This is a genomic window from Billgrantia saliphila, from assembly GCF_002930105.1.
Taxonomy (GTDB): domain Bacteria; phylum Pseudomonadota; class Gammaproteobacteria; order Pseudomonadales; family Halomonadaceae; genus Halomonas; species Halomonas saliphila.
Genome location: NZ_PJRN01000002.1, coordinates 62,517 through 79,802 on the forward strand (window position 1 = coordinate 62,517; position 17,286 = coordinate 79,802).

At 63.6% G+C, this 17,286-nt stretch carries 15 protein-coding genes; 6 read left to right on the top strand and 9 right to left on the bottom strand.

Translation table 11 applies throughout. From position 1 onward, the window contains the following. Window positions 1-54 precede the first annotated feature (54 nt). Window positions 55-696: a LysE family translocator gene (locus CYJ07_RS02430; protein ID WP_104202087.1), complete on the bottom strand. Its 642-nt coding sequence runs from the start codon at window positions 694-696 to the stop codon at window positions 55-57. Window positions 697-1,058: 362 nt separating this feature from the next. Between CYJ07_RS02430 and CYJ07_RS02435 the strand changes: the two genes are divergently transcribed. Then, window positions 1,059-1,265, top strand: a complete 207-nt coding sequence (locus tag CYJ07_RS02435; protein WP_104202088.1) for a cold-shock protein — start codon at window positions 1,059-1,061, stop codon at window positions 1,263-1,265. Window positions 1,266-1,390: 125 nt separating this feature from the next. Here CYJ07_RS02435 and CYJ07_RS02440 read toward each other — a convergent pair whose 3' ends face one another. From CYJ07_RS02440 to CYJ07_RS02450, 3 genes are all read right to left on the bottom strand, one after another. Next, window positions 1,391-2,215, bottom strand: a complete 825-nt coding sequence (locus tag CYJ07_RS02440; protein ID WP_156085464.1) for a hypothetical protein — start codon at window positions 2,213-2,215, stop codon at window positions 1,391-1,393. A gap of 129 nt (window positions 2,216-2,344) precedes the next feature. Next, window positions 2,345-4,252 (bottom strand): M48 family metallopeptidase, encoded by a 1,908-nt coding sequence (locus CYJ07_RS02445; RefSeq protein WP_104202090.1) that lies wholly within the window; start codon window positions 4,250-4,252, stop codon window positions 2,345-2,347. A 12-nt stretch (window positions 4,253-4,264) separates the two neighbouring features. After that, window positions 4,265-4,861: a LemA family protein gene (locus CYJ07_RS02450; RefSeq protein ID WP_104202091.1), complete on the bottom strand. Its 597-nt coding sequence runs from the start codon at window positions 4,859-4,861 to the stop codon at window positions 4,265-4,267. Window positions 4,862-4,966: 105 nt separating this feature from the next. On the opposite strand from CYJ07_RS02450, the gene CYJ07_RS02455 reads away from it, so the two are divergent. Together CYJ07_RS02455 and CYJ07_RS02460 are read left to right on the top strand one after the other, a co-directional pair. Then, window positions 4,967-6,565, top strand: a complete 1,599-nt coding sequence (locus tag CYJ07_RS02455; protein ID WP_197038238.1) for a cation:proton antiporter family protein — start codon at window positions 4,967-4,969, stop codon at window positions 6,563-6,565. A gap of 38 nt (window positions 6,566-6,603) precedes the next feature. Next, the gene (locus tag CYJ07_RS02460; protein ID WP_104202092.1) at window positions 6,604-6,891 is read left to right on the top strand and encodes a hypothetical protein; all 288 of its coding nucleotides are present in this window, start codon (window positions 6,604-6,606) and stop codon (window positions 6,889-6,891) included. A gap of 66 nt (window positions 6,892-6,957) precedes the next feature. On the opposite strand, the gene pepN is transcribed toward CYJ07_RS02460, so the two are convergent. The 5 genes from pepN to CYJ07_RS02485 all read right to left on the bottom strand — a co-directional run bounded on the left by pepN (window position 6,958) and on the right by CYJ07_RS02485 (window position 11,929). Continuing rightward, complete coding sequence (gene pepN, locus CYJ07_RS02465; protein WP_104202093.1) at window positions 6,958-9,594, bottom strand: aminopeptidase N; 2,637 nt, start codon at window positions 9,592-9,594, stop codon at window positions 6,958-6,960. Window positions 9,595-9,664: 70 nt separating this feature from the next. Then, window positions 9,665-10,078, bottom strand: coding sequence for a YbaN family protein (locus CYJ07_RS02470; RefSeq protein WP_104202094.1), 414 nt, complete (start codon window positions 10,076-10,078; stop codon window positions 9,665-9,667). A 178-nt stretch (window positions 10,079-10,256) separates the two neighbouring features. After that, window positions 10,257-10,793, bottom strand: coding sequence for an Hsp20/alpha crystallin family protein (locus tag CYJ07_RS02475; RefSeq protein WP_197038239.1), 537 nt, complete (start codon window positions 10,791-10,793; stop codon window positions 10,257-10,259). 118 nt (window positions 10,794-10,911) lie between these two features. Then, complete coding sequence (locus CYJ07_RS02480) at window positions 10,912-11,397, bottom strand: YajQ family cyclic di-GMP-binding protein (protein ID WP_104202096.1); 486 nt, start codon at window positions 11,395-11,397, stop codon at window positions 10,912-10,914. A 61-nt stretch (window positions 11,398-11,458) separates the two neighbouring features. Beyond that, window positions 11,459-11,929, bottom strand: coding sequence for a GNAT family N-acetyltransferase (locus CYJ07_RS02485; protein ID WP_104202097.1), 471 nt, complete (start codon window positions 11,927-11,929; stop codon window positions 11,459-11,461). A 172-nt stretch (window positions 11,930-12,101) separates the two neighbouring features. Here CYJ07_RS02485 and CYJ07_RS02490 point away from each other — a divergent pair, with 172 nt between their 5' ends. The 3 genes from CYJ07_RS02490 to CYJ07_RS02500 all read left to right on the top strand — a co-directional run bounded on the left by CYJ07_RS02490 (window position 12,102) and on the right by CYJ07_RS02500 (window position 17,267). Next, window positions 12,102-13,604, top strand: coding sequence for a RimK family protein (locus CYJ07_RS02490; protein ID WP_104202098.1), 1,503 nt, complete (start codon window positions 12,102-12,104; stop codon window positions 13,602-13,604). A 378-nt stretch (window positions 13,605-13,982) separates the two neighbouring features. Next, complete coding sequence (locus CYJ07_RS02495; RefSeq protein WP_104202099.1) at window positions 13,983-15,329, top strand: UDP-glucose dehydrogenase family protein; 1,347 nt, start codon at window positions 13,983-13,985, stop codon at window positions 15,327-15,329. Window positions 15,330-15,338: 9 nt separating this feature from the next. Further along, the gene (locus CYJ07_RS02500; protein ID WP_104202100.1) at window positions 15,339-17,267 is read left to right on the top strand and encodes a glycosyltransferase; all 1,929 of its coding nucleotides are present in this window, start codon (window positions 15,339-15,341) and stop codon (window positions 17,265-17,267) included. Window positions 17,268-17,286: the final 19 nt, after the last annotated feature.

Sequence of the window (17,286 nt, forward strand, 5' to 3'; positions counted from 1 at the left end):
AAGGCATTCCGCGACAGGCCCCCGGCGGCATCGAGGCCTGTTGCGTCCCGGCGCTCAGCCAGGCTGACGTTCGAGCGCCAGCCTGACGCCGAACGCGATCAATACCGTCCCGGTCACGCCGTTCAAAGCCCTGGCGAATAGTCGGCTGCCGAGCCAGCGCCCCGCGCCGCCTACCGTCACGACGATGGCGATCTGCCACAGGTTGGCGATCACGAAGTGGACGCCGGCCAGGAACAGCGATTTGATCAGCGCGGGGTCGCCCGGGGCGATGAACTGGGGCAGGAAAGCCATGTAGAAGACCACGGTCTTTGGGTTGAGGACGTTGGAGAGCAGCCCCTCACGCAGCGGGCGCCATACCGGTATGGGCTGGCGCTCGCCCCCTATGGCCGCCATGGGCAGGCCGGAGCCGCGCCAGGCCGCCATCAACCCCGAAATGCCCAGCCAGATCAAGTAGCCCGCCCCGGCCAGCTTGAGGAGCCCGAAAGCCCATGCCGACTGCAACAGGATCAGCGATATCCCCAGGGCCGAAACGGTGGCATGGACGAACAGGCCACAGCAGATCGCCACGCTGGTGAGAACGCCGTCGCGAACCCCGCCACGCGCGGTGTTGCGGATCACCAGCAAGGTATCGACCCCAGGCGTCATGGACAGTAGCGTTATGGCGATCAGGAAAGGCCAGAACTGAGAATCCAACATGGGGGTTACCTCCGCTAGGGTGTCGGTGTGGCAAGCTCGCACCCGCCGCATGCCGCGGCGACTTGGCGCGATGTCGTGCCGAAAACGGCATGGCGCAATCAGAGCAATGGGATTCTCTGGACGCTCCGATATTTTCTATCTACAGTGGATTGAGCGGACCGCATTGGCTGGAGCAGGTAGCATTAAATGCCCCTTCGGCCCATCGCGCAAACCGCTGCGTTGGCCTGCAAGTGGAAAGTCGTCCGTTGTATTTCGCTTTGTCGATACACCCGAAGCGCACTTTTCTTCTCTTGCCCACGCACTTCGGGCCCGGCATCGCCGAGTGCCCAGCACGATCAATCTGTAAGTAAGGAAAATCGACAATGGCAACTGGCACTGTCAAGTGGTTCAACGATACCAAGGGCTACGGTTTCATCTCTCCGGACGACGGCGGTGATGACCTGTTCGCCCACTTCTCCGAGATTCAGGCTGAAGGCTTCAAGACCCTGCAGGACGGTCAGAAGGTCACCTTCGACGTAACCCAGGGCAAGAAAGGCCTTCAGGCCTCCAATATCCGGATCGCCAACTGAGGCATCGCCTCGTTCGATCCGACCCGGCTTCATGATCTCCAGCCGGGCAGCCATACGAAAGGCCCACCGCAAGGTGGGCCTTTTTCGTGCTCCTTCCTTCTGGCCAGCACAAGCCAGCTACGGATTCAGGATTCGGGTTCGGTCCGGGTCCGCCTTTCGGATTGGGACGCTTCGGGCTCGGTAGCGGATTCGGCTTGCGGCTCGGGCTCGATCCTCGGAAGGTCGCCTCCCGGCTCACTCTGCTCCGCCTCCTCGAACTGCTCGTCGAGCTGACGCTGCGCCTCTTCGAAGCGACGCTCGGTCTCTTCCAGCAACGCATCGATATCCGACTGAGTGGTCTCACCACGACGCTCCGCCTCCTCGTCGATGGACGAGGTGCTGCGGTCGTCCTCCTCCATGGGCTCGAGACTCGACTCGAAGTCTGACGATCCTTCCATAGGCTCCAGCGTTGGTGCGTCGCGCTCGACCTCTTCGAACTGTTCGTCGATACGTCGCTGTGCCTCTTCGAAGCGGCGCTCGGTCTCCTCGATAATGGCCTCGACATCGGAACGAGTCGGCTCGCCGGGCAATGCGCCGCCCTCTTCCAATGTCTCGTCGGGCGTTTCGCCCAAGGCCTCGGCATCGGCTACGTCCTCTTCGTCCGGATCCGAGGCTGTGGGGGTTTCCTCCGTTCCCTGCCCCTCCTCTTCCCGCACCCGCTCGTCCTCCTGCGCCGACGGCGATGCCGAGGCAGCTCCGGCGTCGCTCTGCCGCTCTGCTCGCTGCGCTTCCTCAGCGCCCTCCTCCGCAGGCGGCGGCGTGGAAGGCTCTTCGCTCGTGCCGTCGGTCTCGGCAGCGGATTCCGTATCCTCAACCTGGGACGTGGCCTCCTCGTCGCCGTCTCCGCAGCCGGCCAGCCCCAGACCCAGGGTCAGCAGCAGCGCAGCAGTCATTCGGGGTGTCTTCGCCATTGGCTATCTCCCATCCATTAGAGGCCAGCAAAAGGGCCTTATTGCAGCAGAGCCCGGGAGCCGCTGCAAGCCGCCGGGTTCGCAAGTTCAAAAACTTGGACAACGCGGAAGGGAAACGATCCCTCCCGCTCAGTCGCCCATGGCGATCGGCAGCGGACACTCGAGCGACCAGGCCACCGTCCGCAGCGCTTCTGCTTCACCCGCCGCGATGCAGCCATCGTGGCTGACGCAGCAAGCCAGGGCATTGACCAGCCGCTTGCGCTCATCGCCGCCCAGCCCGCTGCAGTGCGCCAGGGCCCGATCGAGCGCCTGGGGCGCTGCCGGCTCGGGACAGAACGTCAGCGACAAGCCCAGCTCTACGGCAGCCGCCCGGAATGCTTCCCGCGCCCGAGCCACGTCGACCTCGCCCGCCAGTGCCAGGCTCGATAGCAGCCGGCCAATGGGCTCGACGTTCTGCTCCAGGCCGGTCTGCCGCTTGCCCTTCGGCATCACGCCTTCGATGCCGACCATCACCAGGCGATGCAGCGCCCACTGCAGCATACCGGGTTCGTTCTCGGCCGCCATCAACCGGGCGAGACATTCGCGAAAACGGGCGTACTGGGTCGTCGCCAGTTGACGCAGCACGGGCAGCGCCAGTTCGATCAGCGGCAGCCGATGGCCCGGTTCGAGCTCGGCCAAGGCTGGCATCAAGCGATCGAGTTCGACGAGAACTTCCGGTAACGCCGCCTCGATCAGGGCCTGGCGCTGGCGCGCTCGGCTGGCCGGATCGGCCCCCATCAGAATGCCGTAGACCAGCGCCCGGGCGGCATAAGGCTCGTGCGCGGCCTCGAGCAGACGACGGTCGAGATCGCTCAGTGTACGGTGCGCCTGGCGGAGATCCTCGTCGCGCGGCTCCCCGATCCGTCGCGCCGGCGCCGTGCCGGCCACATGGACCAGACCGCTTGCCGGAGCGCCTGTCCGCCGCCGCTCGGCGTCATCTTCGGCATGCGAGGCTTGCCCGGGACCGACTCGGTCATGCATGGGATGCGGCTCGGGCAGGTGGCCGTTCCACTCGGGATCGAGACGTCGAATGCGCGTCTCGAGCGGAGGATGGGTGGCGGTCAGCCGGCTCAGGTGACGCGACCCGCTGCCGAAGAAGAGATGACTGAACTCCTCGGCGCGAGCCGTACGCAGCTCGGACCCCTGGGCCGCCACGCGCTTGAGGGCATCGGCCAGGCCCGCCGGATTGCGGGTGTACTGAACGGCACTGGCATCGGCCAGGTATTCGCGCTGGCGGCTGACCGCGGCCTTGATCAGATTGCCGCACAAGGTCCCCACGAAGCCCACCACCATCAGCGCCACGCCGGCAGCAAGCAGCACGACGTGACCATTGCCGCGGCGCGAGCCGCGCACCACGCGTCGTGTCGCCATGCCTCGCAACAGCATGCGACCGACGAGACCGATCACCAGGATGCCATACAGCAGCGCAATCAGACGCATGTTGAGGCGCATATCGCCATGCAGGACGTGACTGAACTCATGGGCGATCACACCCTGCAGTTCATCACGCGTAAGCGCCTGAATGGCGCCACGGGTCACGCCGATGGCCGCATCCTGAGTCGTGTGTCCGGCGGCGAAGGCGTTGATGGCGGTCTCGGGCAGGACATAGACCGCCGGCACGGGAAGCCCGGCAGCGATGGCCATCTCCTCGACCACGTTCAATAGGCGGCGCTCCTCGGCATCGCGCGTGTCGCCATTGATGGGGCGACCGCCCAAGGCCTCCGCCACCGCGGCCCCGCCGGCGCGAAGCTGAAAATGCCGGATCAGACTGCCGCTGACGATCACCACCAGCACGCCGACGATCACGCCGCCAAGCAGCCGCGGGTCCAGCACGCGGGCCAACGGATCGCCGCCGGGCTGGCCGCCCTCCAGCAGCACCGTGGCCAAGGCCACTACCAGCACGGCGGCAGCGACCATACCCAGTACGGCGACGATCAGCAGCGCGACCAGCCAGAGGGTCAGTCGCCTGGCTCGCGCCTGGGCACCGAAGAAATCCATGGCCGCGAGCCGTCAGAAACCGACGCGCGGAGCCGTCTGGATTTCGGCGCTGTCGTCGAACTCCAGCAGCGCCGCATCCTCACGATGCCCGAGCGGCCCTGCCAACAGCACCGGCGGAAAGCTCTGCTTATAGGTGTTGTACTGCATCACCGCATCATTGAACGCCTGGCGGGCGAAGGCCACCCGGTTCTCGGTGCTGGTGAGCGTCTCGGAGAGCTGGCGCATGTTGTCGGAGGCCTTGAGCTCCGGATAGGCCTCCATGACCACATTGAGCCGCCCCAGGGCGGCGCCCAGCGCCCCCTCGGCGCCGGCCAGCTCGGCCATGGCGCCGGGCTCGCCCGGACGGGCGGCCGCGGTTTGCAGTCCCGACAGCGCGGCATTGCGCGCCTCGGTGACGGCCGTCAGCGTCTCGCGCTCATGCGCCATGTAGGCCTTGGCGGTCTCCACCAGGTTGGGAATAAGGTCGTAACGGCGCTTGAGCTGCACTTCGATCTGGGCAAAGGCGTTCTGGTAGCGGTTCTTCAACGCCACCAGGCGGTTGTATATGCTGACGCCGTAGATCACCAGCAGGGCCAGCGCTACCAGTAGCACGATTGTCGTGATTTGCATGTTATCTCCTCGTCGCCGGCTGCCGATGAAGACCTCGCCAGTGCCATTTTGCGAAGCAAACTCTTACACTCAGCCCTCGGACACATTATCAGAACATGGGGATAGATGATCGAAGCCGCCTACATCGTAGCCGCTTTCCTCGGCGGCGTGACCGCTCTGGCCGTCCGCCTTCCGCCGCTGGTCGGATTCCTGGCGGCCGGCTTCGTCCTCAATATGCTGGGCTACGAGTCGACCCCCCTGCTGACGACCATTGCGGATGTCGGGGTGACCCTGCTGTTGTTCAGCATTGGCTTGAAGCTCAACGTCCGCCACCTGCTCAAGGGCGAGGTCTGGGGAAGCGCCTCGCTGCACATGATAGGGTCGAGCCTGCTCTTTCTCGCCATTCTCGGAGCGCTCAAGTGGCTGGGACTGAGGCTGCTGGGTGACGCCACCTGGGCCACGCTGTTGCTCCTGGGCTTCGCGCTTTCCTTTTCGAGCACGGTCTTCGTGGTCAAGGTCCTTGAGAAGCGAAGCGAGACCCAGTCTGCCCATGGCCGCCTGGCCATCGGGGTGCTGATCATGCAGGACGTCTTCGCCGTGGTATTCATTTCGGCCTCGTCCGGCGAGCTACCGAGCCCCTGGGCCATCGGATTGCTGCTGTTGATCCCACTGGCGCCGCTGCTGCGCCAAACGCTGGATCGCCTCGGGCATGGCGAGATGCAGATGCTCTTCGGCATGATCCTGGCGCTGGTGCTCGGCTATGGCCTGTTCGATGCGGTGGGGCTCAAGGGCGATCTCGGCGCCTTGGTCGTCGGCCTGCTGCTGGCCCCACATCCCGCTGCCGGCAACCTGTCCCGCTCGATGTTCAATCTCAAGGAGCTACTGCTGGTGGGCTTCTTCCTGAGCATCGGCTTTACCAGCACACCGGATTGGGGAATGCTGGGCATCGCTCTGCTGCTGGTCGCCGCGCTCCCCCTCAAGAGCTTGCTCTATCAGCTGATCTTCATGCGCTTTCCGATGCGCCGCCGCACCTCGCTGCTGGCCACCTTGACCCTCACCAATTACTCGGAATTCGGCCTGATCGTGGGCGCCCTGGCCGTTTCGACAGGCTGGCTGGCACCGGAGTGGCTGGTCGTGCTGTCGCTGGCGGTGGCCATGAGCTTCGCCTTCTCCGCGGCACTCAATATGGTAAGCGAGAGCGTATACCGCCACGTCGAGGGCCTGCTGCCTCCGTCACGGGAGGTCGACCTGCCCCCCCGGGAGCGACCGATCGAAATCGGCGATGCACAGGCCGTGGTACTCGGCATGGGACGCATCGGGCGCAGCGTTTACCGACGCCTGCGCAAGGAATATGGCCTGCGGGTGCTGGGCATCGATAGCAATCCGAAAACCGTCGCGGAGCTGAGCGAGAGAGGCTTCAACCTGCTGGAGGGCGATGCGGTGGATTCGGATTTCTGGGATAAGCTATTGATGTCGGAGGACGTTCAGTTGGTCATACTGGCCATGCCGCACCATTCGGGCAATCTGTTCGCCCTGCAGCAGCTGCGAAATCGCCAGTTTCCGGGTCGCATCACGGCGGTGGTCGAATACCCCGAGGAGATCGAGCCGATTCGCGAACTGGGAGCCAATGCGGTCTTCCACGTCTATGACGAGGCGGGGCGCGCCCTGGCGGACAGCGCCGCCGCGAATGCGGGTGTACCCCCCGTGACGCAGCAGATCGGCTGATCGACGACAGTTTTCTATTTCACAACGAGAGAGATTCCATGCAGGACTTCTTCACCTGGCTTGGCCGCACCTTGGGCGAGATCATCCGCTTCGTGGTTGACCTGCTGCTTGTCTTCTTCCAGAACCTGGGCGCTTCCGTGCGCAACTTTTTCGATGCCTTGACGAACGCGCTGGGCATACCACCCACGCTGATCAGCCTGGGGGTTCTCCTGCTCGGCCTGTGGCTGCTCTACTTGGCGCTGCGCGCCCTGTTGCGCCGACGCCTGTTCGCCACCTTGATCTGGGCGGTGCTAGGCGTAACCGTCCTGAGCTGGCTGATCTATTGATTGGGCGAAGACGTGATCGGGCGAGGGGCTGCCGCTTGCGCGCTATCCCCTCGCCCAAGATGGAGCTCACTGCGCCAGAGCTTTCTCGACCACTTCGTAGACATTCGGAGAGAGAGGCTCGGCGCGGATACGCTCGAGTTCGCGTTTCATCAATTCCTGGCGAGGCTCGTCGAAGCGCTGCCAGCGCGTGAGCGGCGTGACCAGTCGCGCGGCAATCTCGGGATTGAGCCGGTTGAGTTCGATCACCACGTCGGCCAGCAACCGATAACCCTCGCCGTCGGCACGGTGGAAATTGATACGGTTCTGGTTGGCAAAGGTGCCTACCAGCGCCCTCACCCGATTGGGATTCTTCAGCGAGAAGGCGGGATGTCCCATCAGGTATCTGACACGTTCCAGGGCATCCGCCTGCGGCCGGGTGACCTGGATGGCGAACCACTGGTCCATGACCAGCGGATCGTGGGCCCACTTCTCGCCAAAGGCGCGCAGCGCCGGGTCGGCCAGGTCTTCGCGACTGCTGTGAGTCAATAGCGTCAGCGCATGACGCACGTCGGTCATGCTGTGGTCGGCCGCGAACTGCTGCTGGGCAAGCTCGATCGCCTGCTCGTCCTCAATCGCCATCAGGTAGGAGAGCGCCACGTTCTTCAGCTTGCGCTGGCCGATCTGTTCGGGTGTCGGCGCGTAGGGAGCCTCGCTGCGATTCTCCTCGTAGAGACGCAGGAAGTCGTCGCCCAGCGCCGCGGCCAGCGACTGCTTGACGAAGGTGCGCGCGGCATGGATCGCCTCGACATCCACCAAAGGCTGCTGCTCTGCAATGTAGGCTTCGCTGGGCAGCGTCAACATCTCGGCCATCACCGCCTTGTCGTCGCTGCCACGCTCCAGCAGGGCGCGGAAGGCCTCAACCACGCGCGGATCCATGACCTTCTCGACGCCGTTGCGGTGGGCGGCGATCAGATCGTCCAGCGCCAGCATGGCCAGCCGTTGCCCGGCGTCCCAGCGATTGAAACCGTCAGAGTCGTTGGCCAGCAGAAAGGCCAGGTCCTCGCGACTGTAGGGGAAGCGCAGCTGCACCGGAGCCGAGAAGCCCCGCAGCAGCGATGGCACGGGCGCCTCGGGCACGTCGGTGAAGATGAAGGTCTGCTCCGCCTCGCGCAGGTGGATGACTCCATCGCTACCTAGCGACTCGCCGTCCAGGTTCAGCGCCAGGTCGCGTCCGGACTTGGTTCCCACCAGCCCCATGCGAACGGGAATGTGCAGCGCCTGCTTCTCGGGCTGGTCGGGCGTGGCGGGGGTACGCTGGCGCAGGGTGAGACGATACTCGGCATGGGCATAGTCGTACTCGCCGTGTGCGTCGATCTCCGGAGTGCCGGCCTGGGAGTACCACAACATGAACTGCGAAAGATCCGTCCCGGAGGCCTCGGCCATGCAGCCGACGAAATCCTCGATGGTCACTGCCTGACCATCGAAGCGTTCGAAATAGAGGTCGCTGCCGCGACGGAAGGCCTCCCAGCCCACCAGGTTGCACAGCATGCGCACCACTTCGGCGCCTTTCTCATAGATGGTCAGGGTGTAGAAGTTGCTGATCTCGATGTAATGATCGGGACGCACCGGGTGAGCGGTGGGGCCGGCATCCTCGGCGAACTGGGCGGTACGGAAGAAGGCCACGTCCTCGATACGTTTCACCGGGGCCGAGTTAACGTCGGCGGAGAAGCACTGGTCGCGAAACACCGTGAAGCCCTCCTTGAGCGAGAGCTGGAACCAATCGCGACAGGTGACTCGGTTACCCGACCAGTTGTGGAAGTACTCGTGGGCGACGATCCCTTCGACGCGCTGAAAGGCGGCGTCGGTAGCGGTATGCGTATGGGTCAGCACCGCCGCCGAGTTGAAGATGTTGAGCCCCTTGTTCTCCATGGCGCCCATGTTGAAATCGTCGACCGCCACGATCATGAACAGGTCCAGGTCGTATTCGCGTCCGTAGGTCTGCTCATCCCATTGCATGGCCCGCTTGAGCGAGGTCATGGCATGGTCGGTCTTGCCCAGGTTCGCCTCCTCTACCCAGATCTGCAGGGTAACGTCTCGCCCGCTCATGGTGGTGAAGCGGTCCTCTACCTTCTGCAGGTCACCGGCCACCAATGCGAACAGGTAGCTGGGCTTGGGGAACGGGTCGTCCCAAGTGACGAAATGCCTGCCATCGGGCAGTTCGCCCCGCTCCACCGGGTTGCCGTTGGATAGCAGCACGGGCAGGTTCGCCTTGTCGCCCACCACGGTGGTGGAGAAGGTGGCCATGACATCGGGTCGGTCGGGATAGTAGGTGATCCGACGAAACCCCTCGGCCTCGCACTGGGTGCAGTACATGCCGTTGGAGAGGTACAGCCCCTCCAGCGCCGTGTTCTCCCGCGGTGCAATCTCGACCACGGTGTCGAGCAGGAAGCGTTCGGGGGGGCGATGCACGGTCAGGCCGGCATCGCTCAATGCATATTCGTCCTCGGCCAGCGCCTGGCCGTCGATGGCGATCGACTTCAGGACCAGTTGCTCGCCATCCAGCACGAGCGGCTCGCCGGCCTGCCACTCGGGATGCCGCTCGACATGCAGGCGGGCCTGGACGCGGGTCGCGCCGGGATCAAGGTCGAAGCGCAATTCAGTGTGACGAATGCGATAGGCGGGCGGCCGATAGTCGTGTCGATAAGTCGGCTTGGGTTCTGACATCGGGATGGCTCCTGTCCATGGTCGAGGGCCATTGTAAGGGTGCCGACTACCGAACCTCAAAGGCGCCGGCTCAGCGCCGCAGCAAACGCACCGGAGACACGCCACCCGCCGACACTCTGGCAGGCTCGGGCCGCGTGACGATCCAGAGCCCCAACAGTGCCAGCCCGATCGTTAGGGCGATCTTCAGCCACAGAAGACTAAGAGTCAGCAGCAGGGTCAGGATGGAAAGCGTCAGCATTCCTCCGGCGAGCCATTTGGCATGGCGTGGGATCGCCCTCTCCCCTTCCCATGCCGCCACGGTCGGGCCGAAGCGGGGATGTTCGCGAATCCACAGGGCGAAGCGCGGCGAGCCGCGCGTTGCCGCCCACACGGCCAGCAGCATGAAGCAGGTCGTGGGCATCAGTGGCAGGAACATGCCGATGACACCGAGGCCGAAGCTGATCCAGGCCAGGACGATGTAGAACGCGCGACCTAGCGAATGCATGTACATCTCCCGAGGCGAAGCATGCCATTTGCCTACATTGAAGCCTATTCACCCTGCGGGAGCCAATCGCCTGTGGCTATAGCGACGTTCAACGCCTTCTACCGTGGCGGCGGGCGTATCGAAAGACAGCGAGCTCGCCCCTAGGCGAGCTCGCGAGAGAACGAGGCTCAGCGCCATGTCACCGGATGGGGATTTCGCGGCGATTCGACGCTGTTGCCTCGGGGTTGCGCGGAACGCGAACGGTCAACACCCCATTGGAAAAGGACGCCTCGATGCCATCGGGCCTGGCATCGCTAGGCAGGTCGAGGACCCGACGGAAGCTGCCGTAGGCGCGCTCGATACGCTGGTAGCGATCCTCACGGGAGCTGCTTTCCTGCCGCTTCTCGCCCTGAATGACCAGGCGATGGTCTTCGAGGGAGAGTTTGATGTCCTTCTCCTCCACGCCCGGCACTTCGACGCTGATCAGGTACTCATCGTCGCGCTCGGCGATATCGAGCTGGGGACGCAACAGGCTCGGCACATCGCCGAAGCGAGTCCCGAGGCTCGGCATACCGAACTGGCGCATCACATTGTCCATCCAGCGATCCAGTTCCTGATGCATGCCCAGCAGCGGAGAAATCTCGCCATGCCGGGCTTCCGCCGGCACCGAGGGCCGGGGCGCATCGGCACTTTCGCTCTTGAACCAGTTCCACGGAGAGAATTTCTGCAGATTCATACGCCACCTCCTGTTCGATCTCATCGATTACGTGACGCATAGCGGATGGTGCCTGTTCGGCACCCTGCTTTTGCAATCGAACAATTAGTGGCGTCGAGCTGAATTTCAAGGGGGTCGATCAATCGCGGAAATTGTCGAACTGAAGGGCCAGGTCAGGCCCCTCTTCGCCGCGCAGCATAGCCATCACCTGCTGCAGGTCGTCACGCTTCTTGCCGGTCACGCGCACCTTGTCACCCTGGATCTGTGCCTGCACCTTGAGCTTGCTGTCCTTGATGCGCTTGACGATGTCCTTGGCCTCCTTCTGTTCCAGCCCCTGCTTGAGCTTGACGTCCTGGCGCGCCCGCACACCCGAGAGTTCGGGCTCCTGAACCTCCATGCAGCGCGCGTCGATGCCCCTCGCGATCAACCGACTGCGCAGCACGTCGAGCATCTGCTTGAGCTGGAAATCCACTTCGGCCTCGAGCTGAACCGTATCGTCGTTGAGCTCGAAGCTCGCCGTGACGCCCTTGAAGTCGAAACGCCCCTGAATCTCGCGGTTGGCCTGGTCGACCGCGTTGCTGGCTTCATGCTTGTCGTACTCGGAAACGATATCGAAGGAAGGCATGGCGTTGTCCTGATTGCCGGTGATGTCGGAAGTCTAACAGCCAAGGTCGCACCCTGCGCGCCTACGTCGGAAGCGACGCCGACGCATCGAGTGGCTTGACCATCTGCCAGCCGGCGCAGCCGTCCTCATAGTAAGCCTCGAGCCAGCGCTCGAGGCGAAACCCCATGCGCCGATAGAGCCCCAGAGCGATGCGGTTGTCCGCACGCACCTCAAGCCCGAGCGCCTGAGCCCCGCGTGCCGCAGCCTGATGCTCCAGCGCCTCGAGCAAACGTCGGCCCAATCCGCTGCCACGCGCTTCGGGATGAATACAGAACGAGTAGAGCCGGGCGCGAACGCTGCCGCGACGAAACAGCAGGGTGCCATAGCCCAGCAGGCGTCCGTCGTTCTCTGCCACCCAGCTTTCGGCATGCGCCCGGTTGAGCAGGTGCCAGAGCTGGCGCCGAGTGAAGCGGTCGCCACTGAAAGCGACCAGTTCCAGGCGATAAAGCGCATCCAGGTCCTGGGGACGAGCCTGGCGCAATGTGACGGTCATTCAGTCATCTCCCGAGAGGGACCAGTCAAAGGGGTATCACCGACAAGTCTGCCAGTCGGGACGATGAAATCATTTCACCCGCCGTCACGCTTGTCGACCACGAGATGCGACGGCATGCTGGCGACATTCACCGGCGCTAGTGCCGCCCTCGCCAACCGAATGGAATTCGCCCATGTGTCCCTTGCGTATCGTTGTCGACCGACAGGAAGACTGGCAGCCCTACTACCCCTCCGAAGACCTGGTCAGCGCCGACGATTTCCTTGCCCTGGATCGGCGTCACCGCGCCGCCGCCGATCAGGACCGCAGCACGCACGTGATCAATCTTTGCGGTGAGCTCGATTATCTTGGCACCGGCTATTACGTCTCGCTGCTCGCTCAGGCGCGCGGACAGCGCGTGTTGCCCTCGGTGGAAACGCTCAACGAGCTATCGCGCAAGGCCCTGGTCGACCTGCAACTGGATTCGCTGGCACCGCTGCTGGGAGAACTGGCGCGTCGGGGCAAGCTCGCTGGTGACAGCGTGACCCTGCATGTGCTGTTCGGTGAATGCCGCGAGCCCGAGCTGGCGCGGCTCGCGCGCAAGCTTTTCGAGCGTCTTCCCTGTCCCCTGCTCGAGGCACGCCTGGTAAGACGCCACGATCTGTGGCGGCTGGCCCGGGTCAAACCGCTCACACTGCGTGACCTGAGCGCAGACGAGCAGGATCTCTTCGCCGTGGCGCTCAATCGCCACTCACGCAAGGTCTGGCGCACGCCGAAGGCGCGGCGCCGCTACCGCTTCGATCTGGCCATTCTGGTCGACCCCAAGGAGGCCATGCCGCCGAGCAACCGTAGCGCTCTAAAAGCCTTCATTCGCGCCGGCCGCAAACTGGGAATCGACGTTTCGCTGATCACCCGCCGCGACGCAGGCCGGCTCGCCGAATTCGATGGCCTGTTCATTCGCGAGACTACGGCGCTGGATCACCATACCTACCGCATGGCACGACTCGCCGAGCATGAGGGGCTGGTGGTGATCGATGCTCCCCGCGACATCCTGCGCTGCACCAACAAGGTGTACTTGCACGCGCTGCTGCGTGCCCGTGGCGTACCGGCGCCCGACGGCGTGCTGCTCAAGCGGCGCGACCGCCGACCGCTGGCCGAGCGAGTCGCCGGCCTGAGCTTTCCCATGGTGCTCAAGATCCCTGATGGCTCCTTCTCTCGCGGCGTGGTCAAGATCGAGTCGCTGGAACAGCTCGAGCGCGAGGCCAGACGCCTATTCGAGGATTCCGCCCTTCTGCTGCTGCAGGAGTGGCTACCCACCGAATACGACTGGCGCATCGGTGTGCTCGGCGGCCAGGTACTCTTCGCCAGCCGCTACTATATGGCGCGGGGTCATTGGCAGATTTACGACCACTCGGGGGCGCGGGTGAAGAGCGGCGGCTTCACCACCCATGACCCGGCCGAGGTCCCGCCCGCCGTAATCAAGGCCGCCCTCAAGGCCACCCGACTGATCGGAGACGGCCTCTATGGCGTTGACCTCAAGCAGGCCGGGGATCGCGTCGTGGTCATCGAAGTGAACGACAACCCCAACGTGGATGCCGGTGTCGAGGATACCGTCCTGGGTCGCGCGCTTTATGAGCGCATCATGCGCGTCTTCCTCGCCCGGATGGAGATGCGCGTTCGCGCTCGAGCAAGTGAGTGAAGGTACGTCGCCAGACGGTAACACCGCCGCCTTACTCAAAAAAACAATTAACATCAATTAGTTACTTAGTCAGATAGAGTAACCGTCGCCAATTGGAGACAGTGCAACCCCTTGATCTGCAAGCATACCTCGACTCAAGACTCAGCATGTCTGTTTTTGGCGACACATTTTAGCACACTGTTTCTTCATTTCCCTGCCTGGACTCTTGCAAGCCTTTGTTTCTAAGGTGGTTGGCTTAATTGGCGCGGATGTTGCCTACCTTAAGACACGCAACAACACGCAATCTGGCCCTGAGCGTCATGTGACGCCGGTACAAACTCCGGCGCAATGGCGCCGTTTGGATGAATGGGGCCCAACCATCAAGGAGCGACGACGATCATGAGGATTACCATCTTCGGTTCTGGCTATGTGGGTCTTGTAACCGGTGCCTGCCTGGCCGACGTCGGCCACGACGTCATGTGTGTCGATGTGGACGAGCAGAAAGTGGCTCGCCTCAACGCCGGTGAAGTCCCCATCTACGAGCCCGGTCTCGAGGACCTGATCAGCAATAACATGGCCGCCGGACGTATCCGCTTTACCACCGATGCCGCCGAGGCGGTGAAATTCGGCCTGCTCCAGTTCATCGCCGTCGGTACGCCCTCCGACCAGGATGGCAGCGCGGACCTCAAGTACGTGCTGAAGGTCGCCGAGACCATCGGTGCACACATGGACGAGTACAAGATCATCGTCGACAAGTCGACCGTGCCGGTAGGTACCGCCAGCAAGGTCGAGCGGACCGTGGCCGCCGAGCTGGAAAAGCGCGGCCTGAACCACGAGTTCGATGTTTGCTCCAACCCCGAATTCCTCAAGGAGGGGGCGGCGATCGAGGACTTTTCGCGCGGTTCGCGCATTATCGTCGGGACCGATTCGGAGCGCGTGAAGAAGGCGATGCTGGAGTGCTACGGACCGTACAACCGTCAGCGCGACAAGATGATGTTCATGGGCGTGCGCAGCGCCGAGCTGACCAAGTATGCGGCCAATGCCATGCTGGCGACCAAGATCAGCTTCATCAACGAGATCGCCAACCTGGCCGAGCGTCTCGGCGCAGACGTCGAGGAGGTTCGCCACGGCATCGGCTCCGACCCACGTATCGGCTACAGCTTCATCTACCCGGGCTGCGGCTACGGCGGCTCCTGCTTTCCCAAGGACGTCAAGGCACTGGCGCACACTGCCGAGGAAATCGGTCATCCGGCCGAAATGATCAAGGCCGTTGAGCGGGTCAACGCCCGACAGAAGAACAAGCTGTTCGAGAAGCTCTGCCAAGCCTTCGACGGTCAGCTCGCCGGCAAGACCATCGCCCTTTGGGGCCTGGCGTTCAAACCCAACACCGACGATATGCGCGAAGCACCCAGCCGCGCCCTGATGGAAGCCCTGTGGGATGCGGGCGCCCACGTTCAGGCATACGATCCCGAGGCTACCGAGGAGTGTCGTCGTATCTACGGCGAGCGTGACGATCTAGTGCTGGCCGATCGCCGGGACGACGCTCTGGAAGGCGCGCATGCACTGGTCATCTGCACCGAATGGAAGGCCTTCCGCACCATCGACTTTCCCAAGCTGCGCGAGACGCTCGCGGAGCCGGTGGTCGTCGATGGGCGCAATCTCTATTCGCCCGAGACCGTCAAGGCTGCCGGGCTTGCCTATTACGGTATCGGCCGGGGCGATTCCGTGCGGCCTGTGCTGGCCTGAGGTGTCGACATGACCCCCACTCCCCGAAACCATTCGACCGCCAGTCGAGTCACGGAGCTGACCACGTTCCTGTTCGGCATGGCGCTGTTGGTGGTGATTCTCAGCGAGTTGCCCTCGGAAGTGTTCTCGCCGGAGTCGGAGAGTTTCATCTTCGTCATTGGCGGGATCGCCATCTGGCGCTACTCCTGGTGGGCCATCCAGGCCGTGCGTTCGGTCTGGTACAACCGGGTCGTCTTTCCCAAGCTGCGGGCCGAAGCGGATGCCGTCGGTGAGCTGGAGCGGCCACCGGAGCTGTTCGTGCTCTGCACCTCGTTTCGTATCGAGGCGCAGGTGAACTTCCAAGTCTACGATGCGCTGATCCGCGAGGCTCGCGACTACGGTGTGCCGACGACGATCTTCGCCTCGGTATCGGACCGCACCGACGTCGACGTCATCACTCACGTGATGGACGACCATGACTGGCCGTCCAACGTCGAGGTGCGCTACATGTTCCAGAAGGGGGACGGTAAGCGTTCGGCCATGGCTGAAGTGCTGCGTGCGATCTCCCGGCGCCTACCGGCGCCGGGGTCGCTGCTGATCTCGATGGACGGCGACATTCGTCTCGAGCCGGGTACGCTCTCGCGCTCGCTCTCCTTCTTCGTGTCGCAGGATGACCTGGGCGCGCTGACCACCAACAACCAGGCCGTCGTCACCGGCAACGACGCCACCCGTGAGTGGTACGACCTGCGCTATGCCCAGCGCCACCTGATGATGAGTTCGATGTCGCTGTCCCGGCGACTGCTGGTGCTGACCGGTCGCTATAGCGTATTCCGCGCCGATCTGGCGACCCAGCCGGACTTCATCGAACTGATCGAGAGCGACCATGTCCACCACTGGCGATTCGGCAACTTCAAGTTCCTCTCCGGCGATGACAAGTCGTCCTGGTTCTGGCTGCTGAAGAATGGCTGGCGCATGATCTACATACCGGACGTCTTCGTGACGGGCTTCGAGGAGTTGCCCGACAGGCGCCGCTTCTTTGCCTCGACCACCGATCTGATGCGGCGCTGGTACGGCAACATGCTGCGTACCAGCAACCGAGCGATCGCCCTGGGACCGCGCCCGATGGGCATCTTCACCTGGTGGAGCCTGATCGATCAGCGTCTCTCCATGTGGACGACCCTCGTGGGCCCAACGGTGGTCACGCTGGTCACGCTGTTCGTGAGGCCCTCGTTCTTCTTCGCCTACGTGCTGTGGATTCTGTTCACCCGCGGCATCGCCACCTTGATCCTGGCCTGGCAGCGCGGACGCTACAGCATGCTGTGGATACCGCTGATCTACTACAACCAGGTCTGGGGCGCGATTCTCAAGACTTATGTCAGCTTCCGCTTCAATCGGCAGAAGTGGTCGCGCCAAGGCATCTCGGCGGGAGAACCCGATGACCCGGTGGCGGCGCGCCGTCAGCGTCGCATGGGGCACGTGCTGCACGGCTTCGTCTACGGCGTGATGCTGTTCGCGTTGATGCTCGGCACTGGCGTGCTGCAGCCGCCGGACCGCGCCTCGCTGCACATCGCTCTCGATCAGGGCTGGGAGCGCAACCACGAGCCCGAACGGCTGGATCGCTGGCTCGCTGCCCTGCTCGTCGACAACCACGGAGAGACCGTTCATCTGCCCACCGGGTACTTCCAGCTCGAAGGCTCGCTTCTCGATGCCATCGAGCAGGGCTCACTCTCCGACACCCGGCGCATCAGCGGAACGGCCGAAGCCACCACCCTCGCGGTCTCCCCCGCCGTGGCGGAGAGGCTGCTGGGGCCGGACGGCGAACCCCTCCAGGGCGACGTCCAGTGCACCACGCAGGCCAATTGCCGGATGACTCTCAACGAACACGACCTGACTCTCGTCAACGTACGACTCAGGGTCGAACCTGTCGCCGCTGCAGAGGTGGCGACAGCGGGACCTTGACGCAAGGAGCGACCTACGG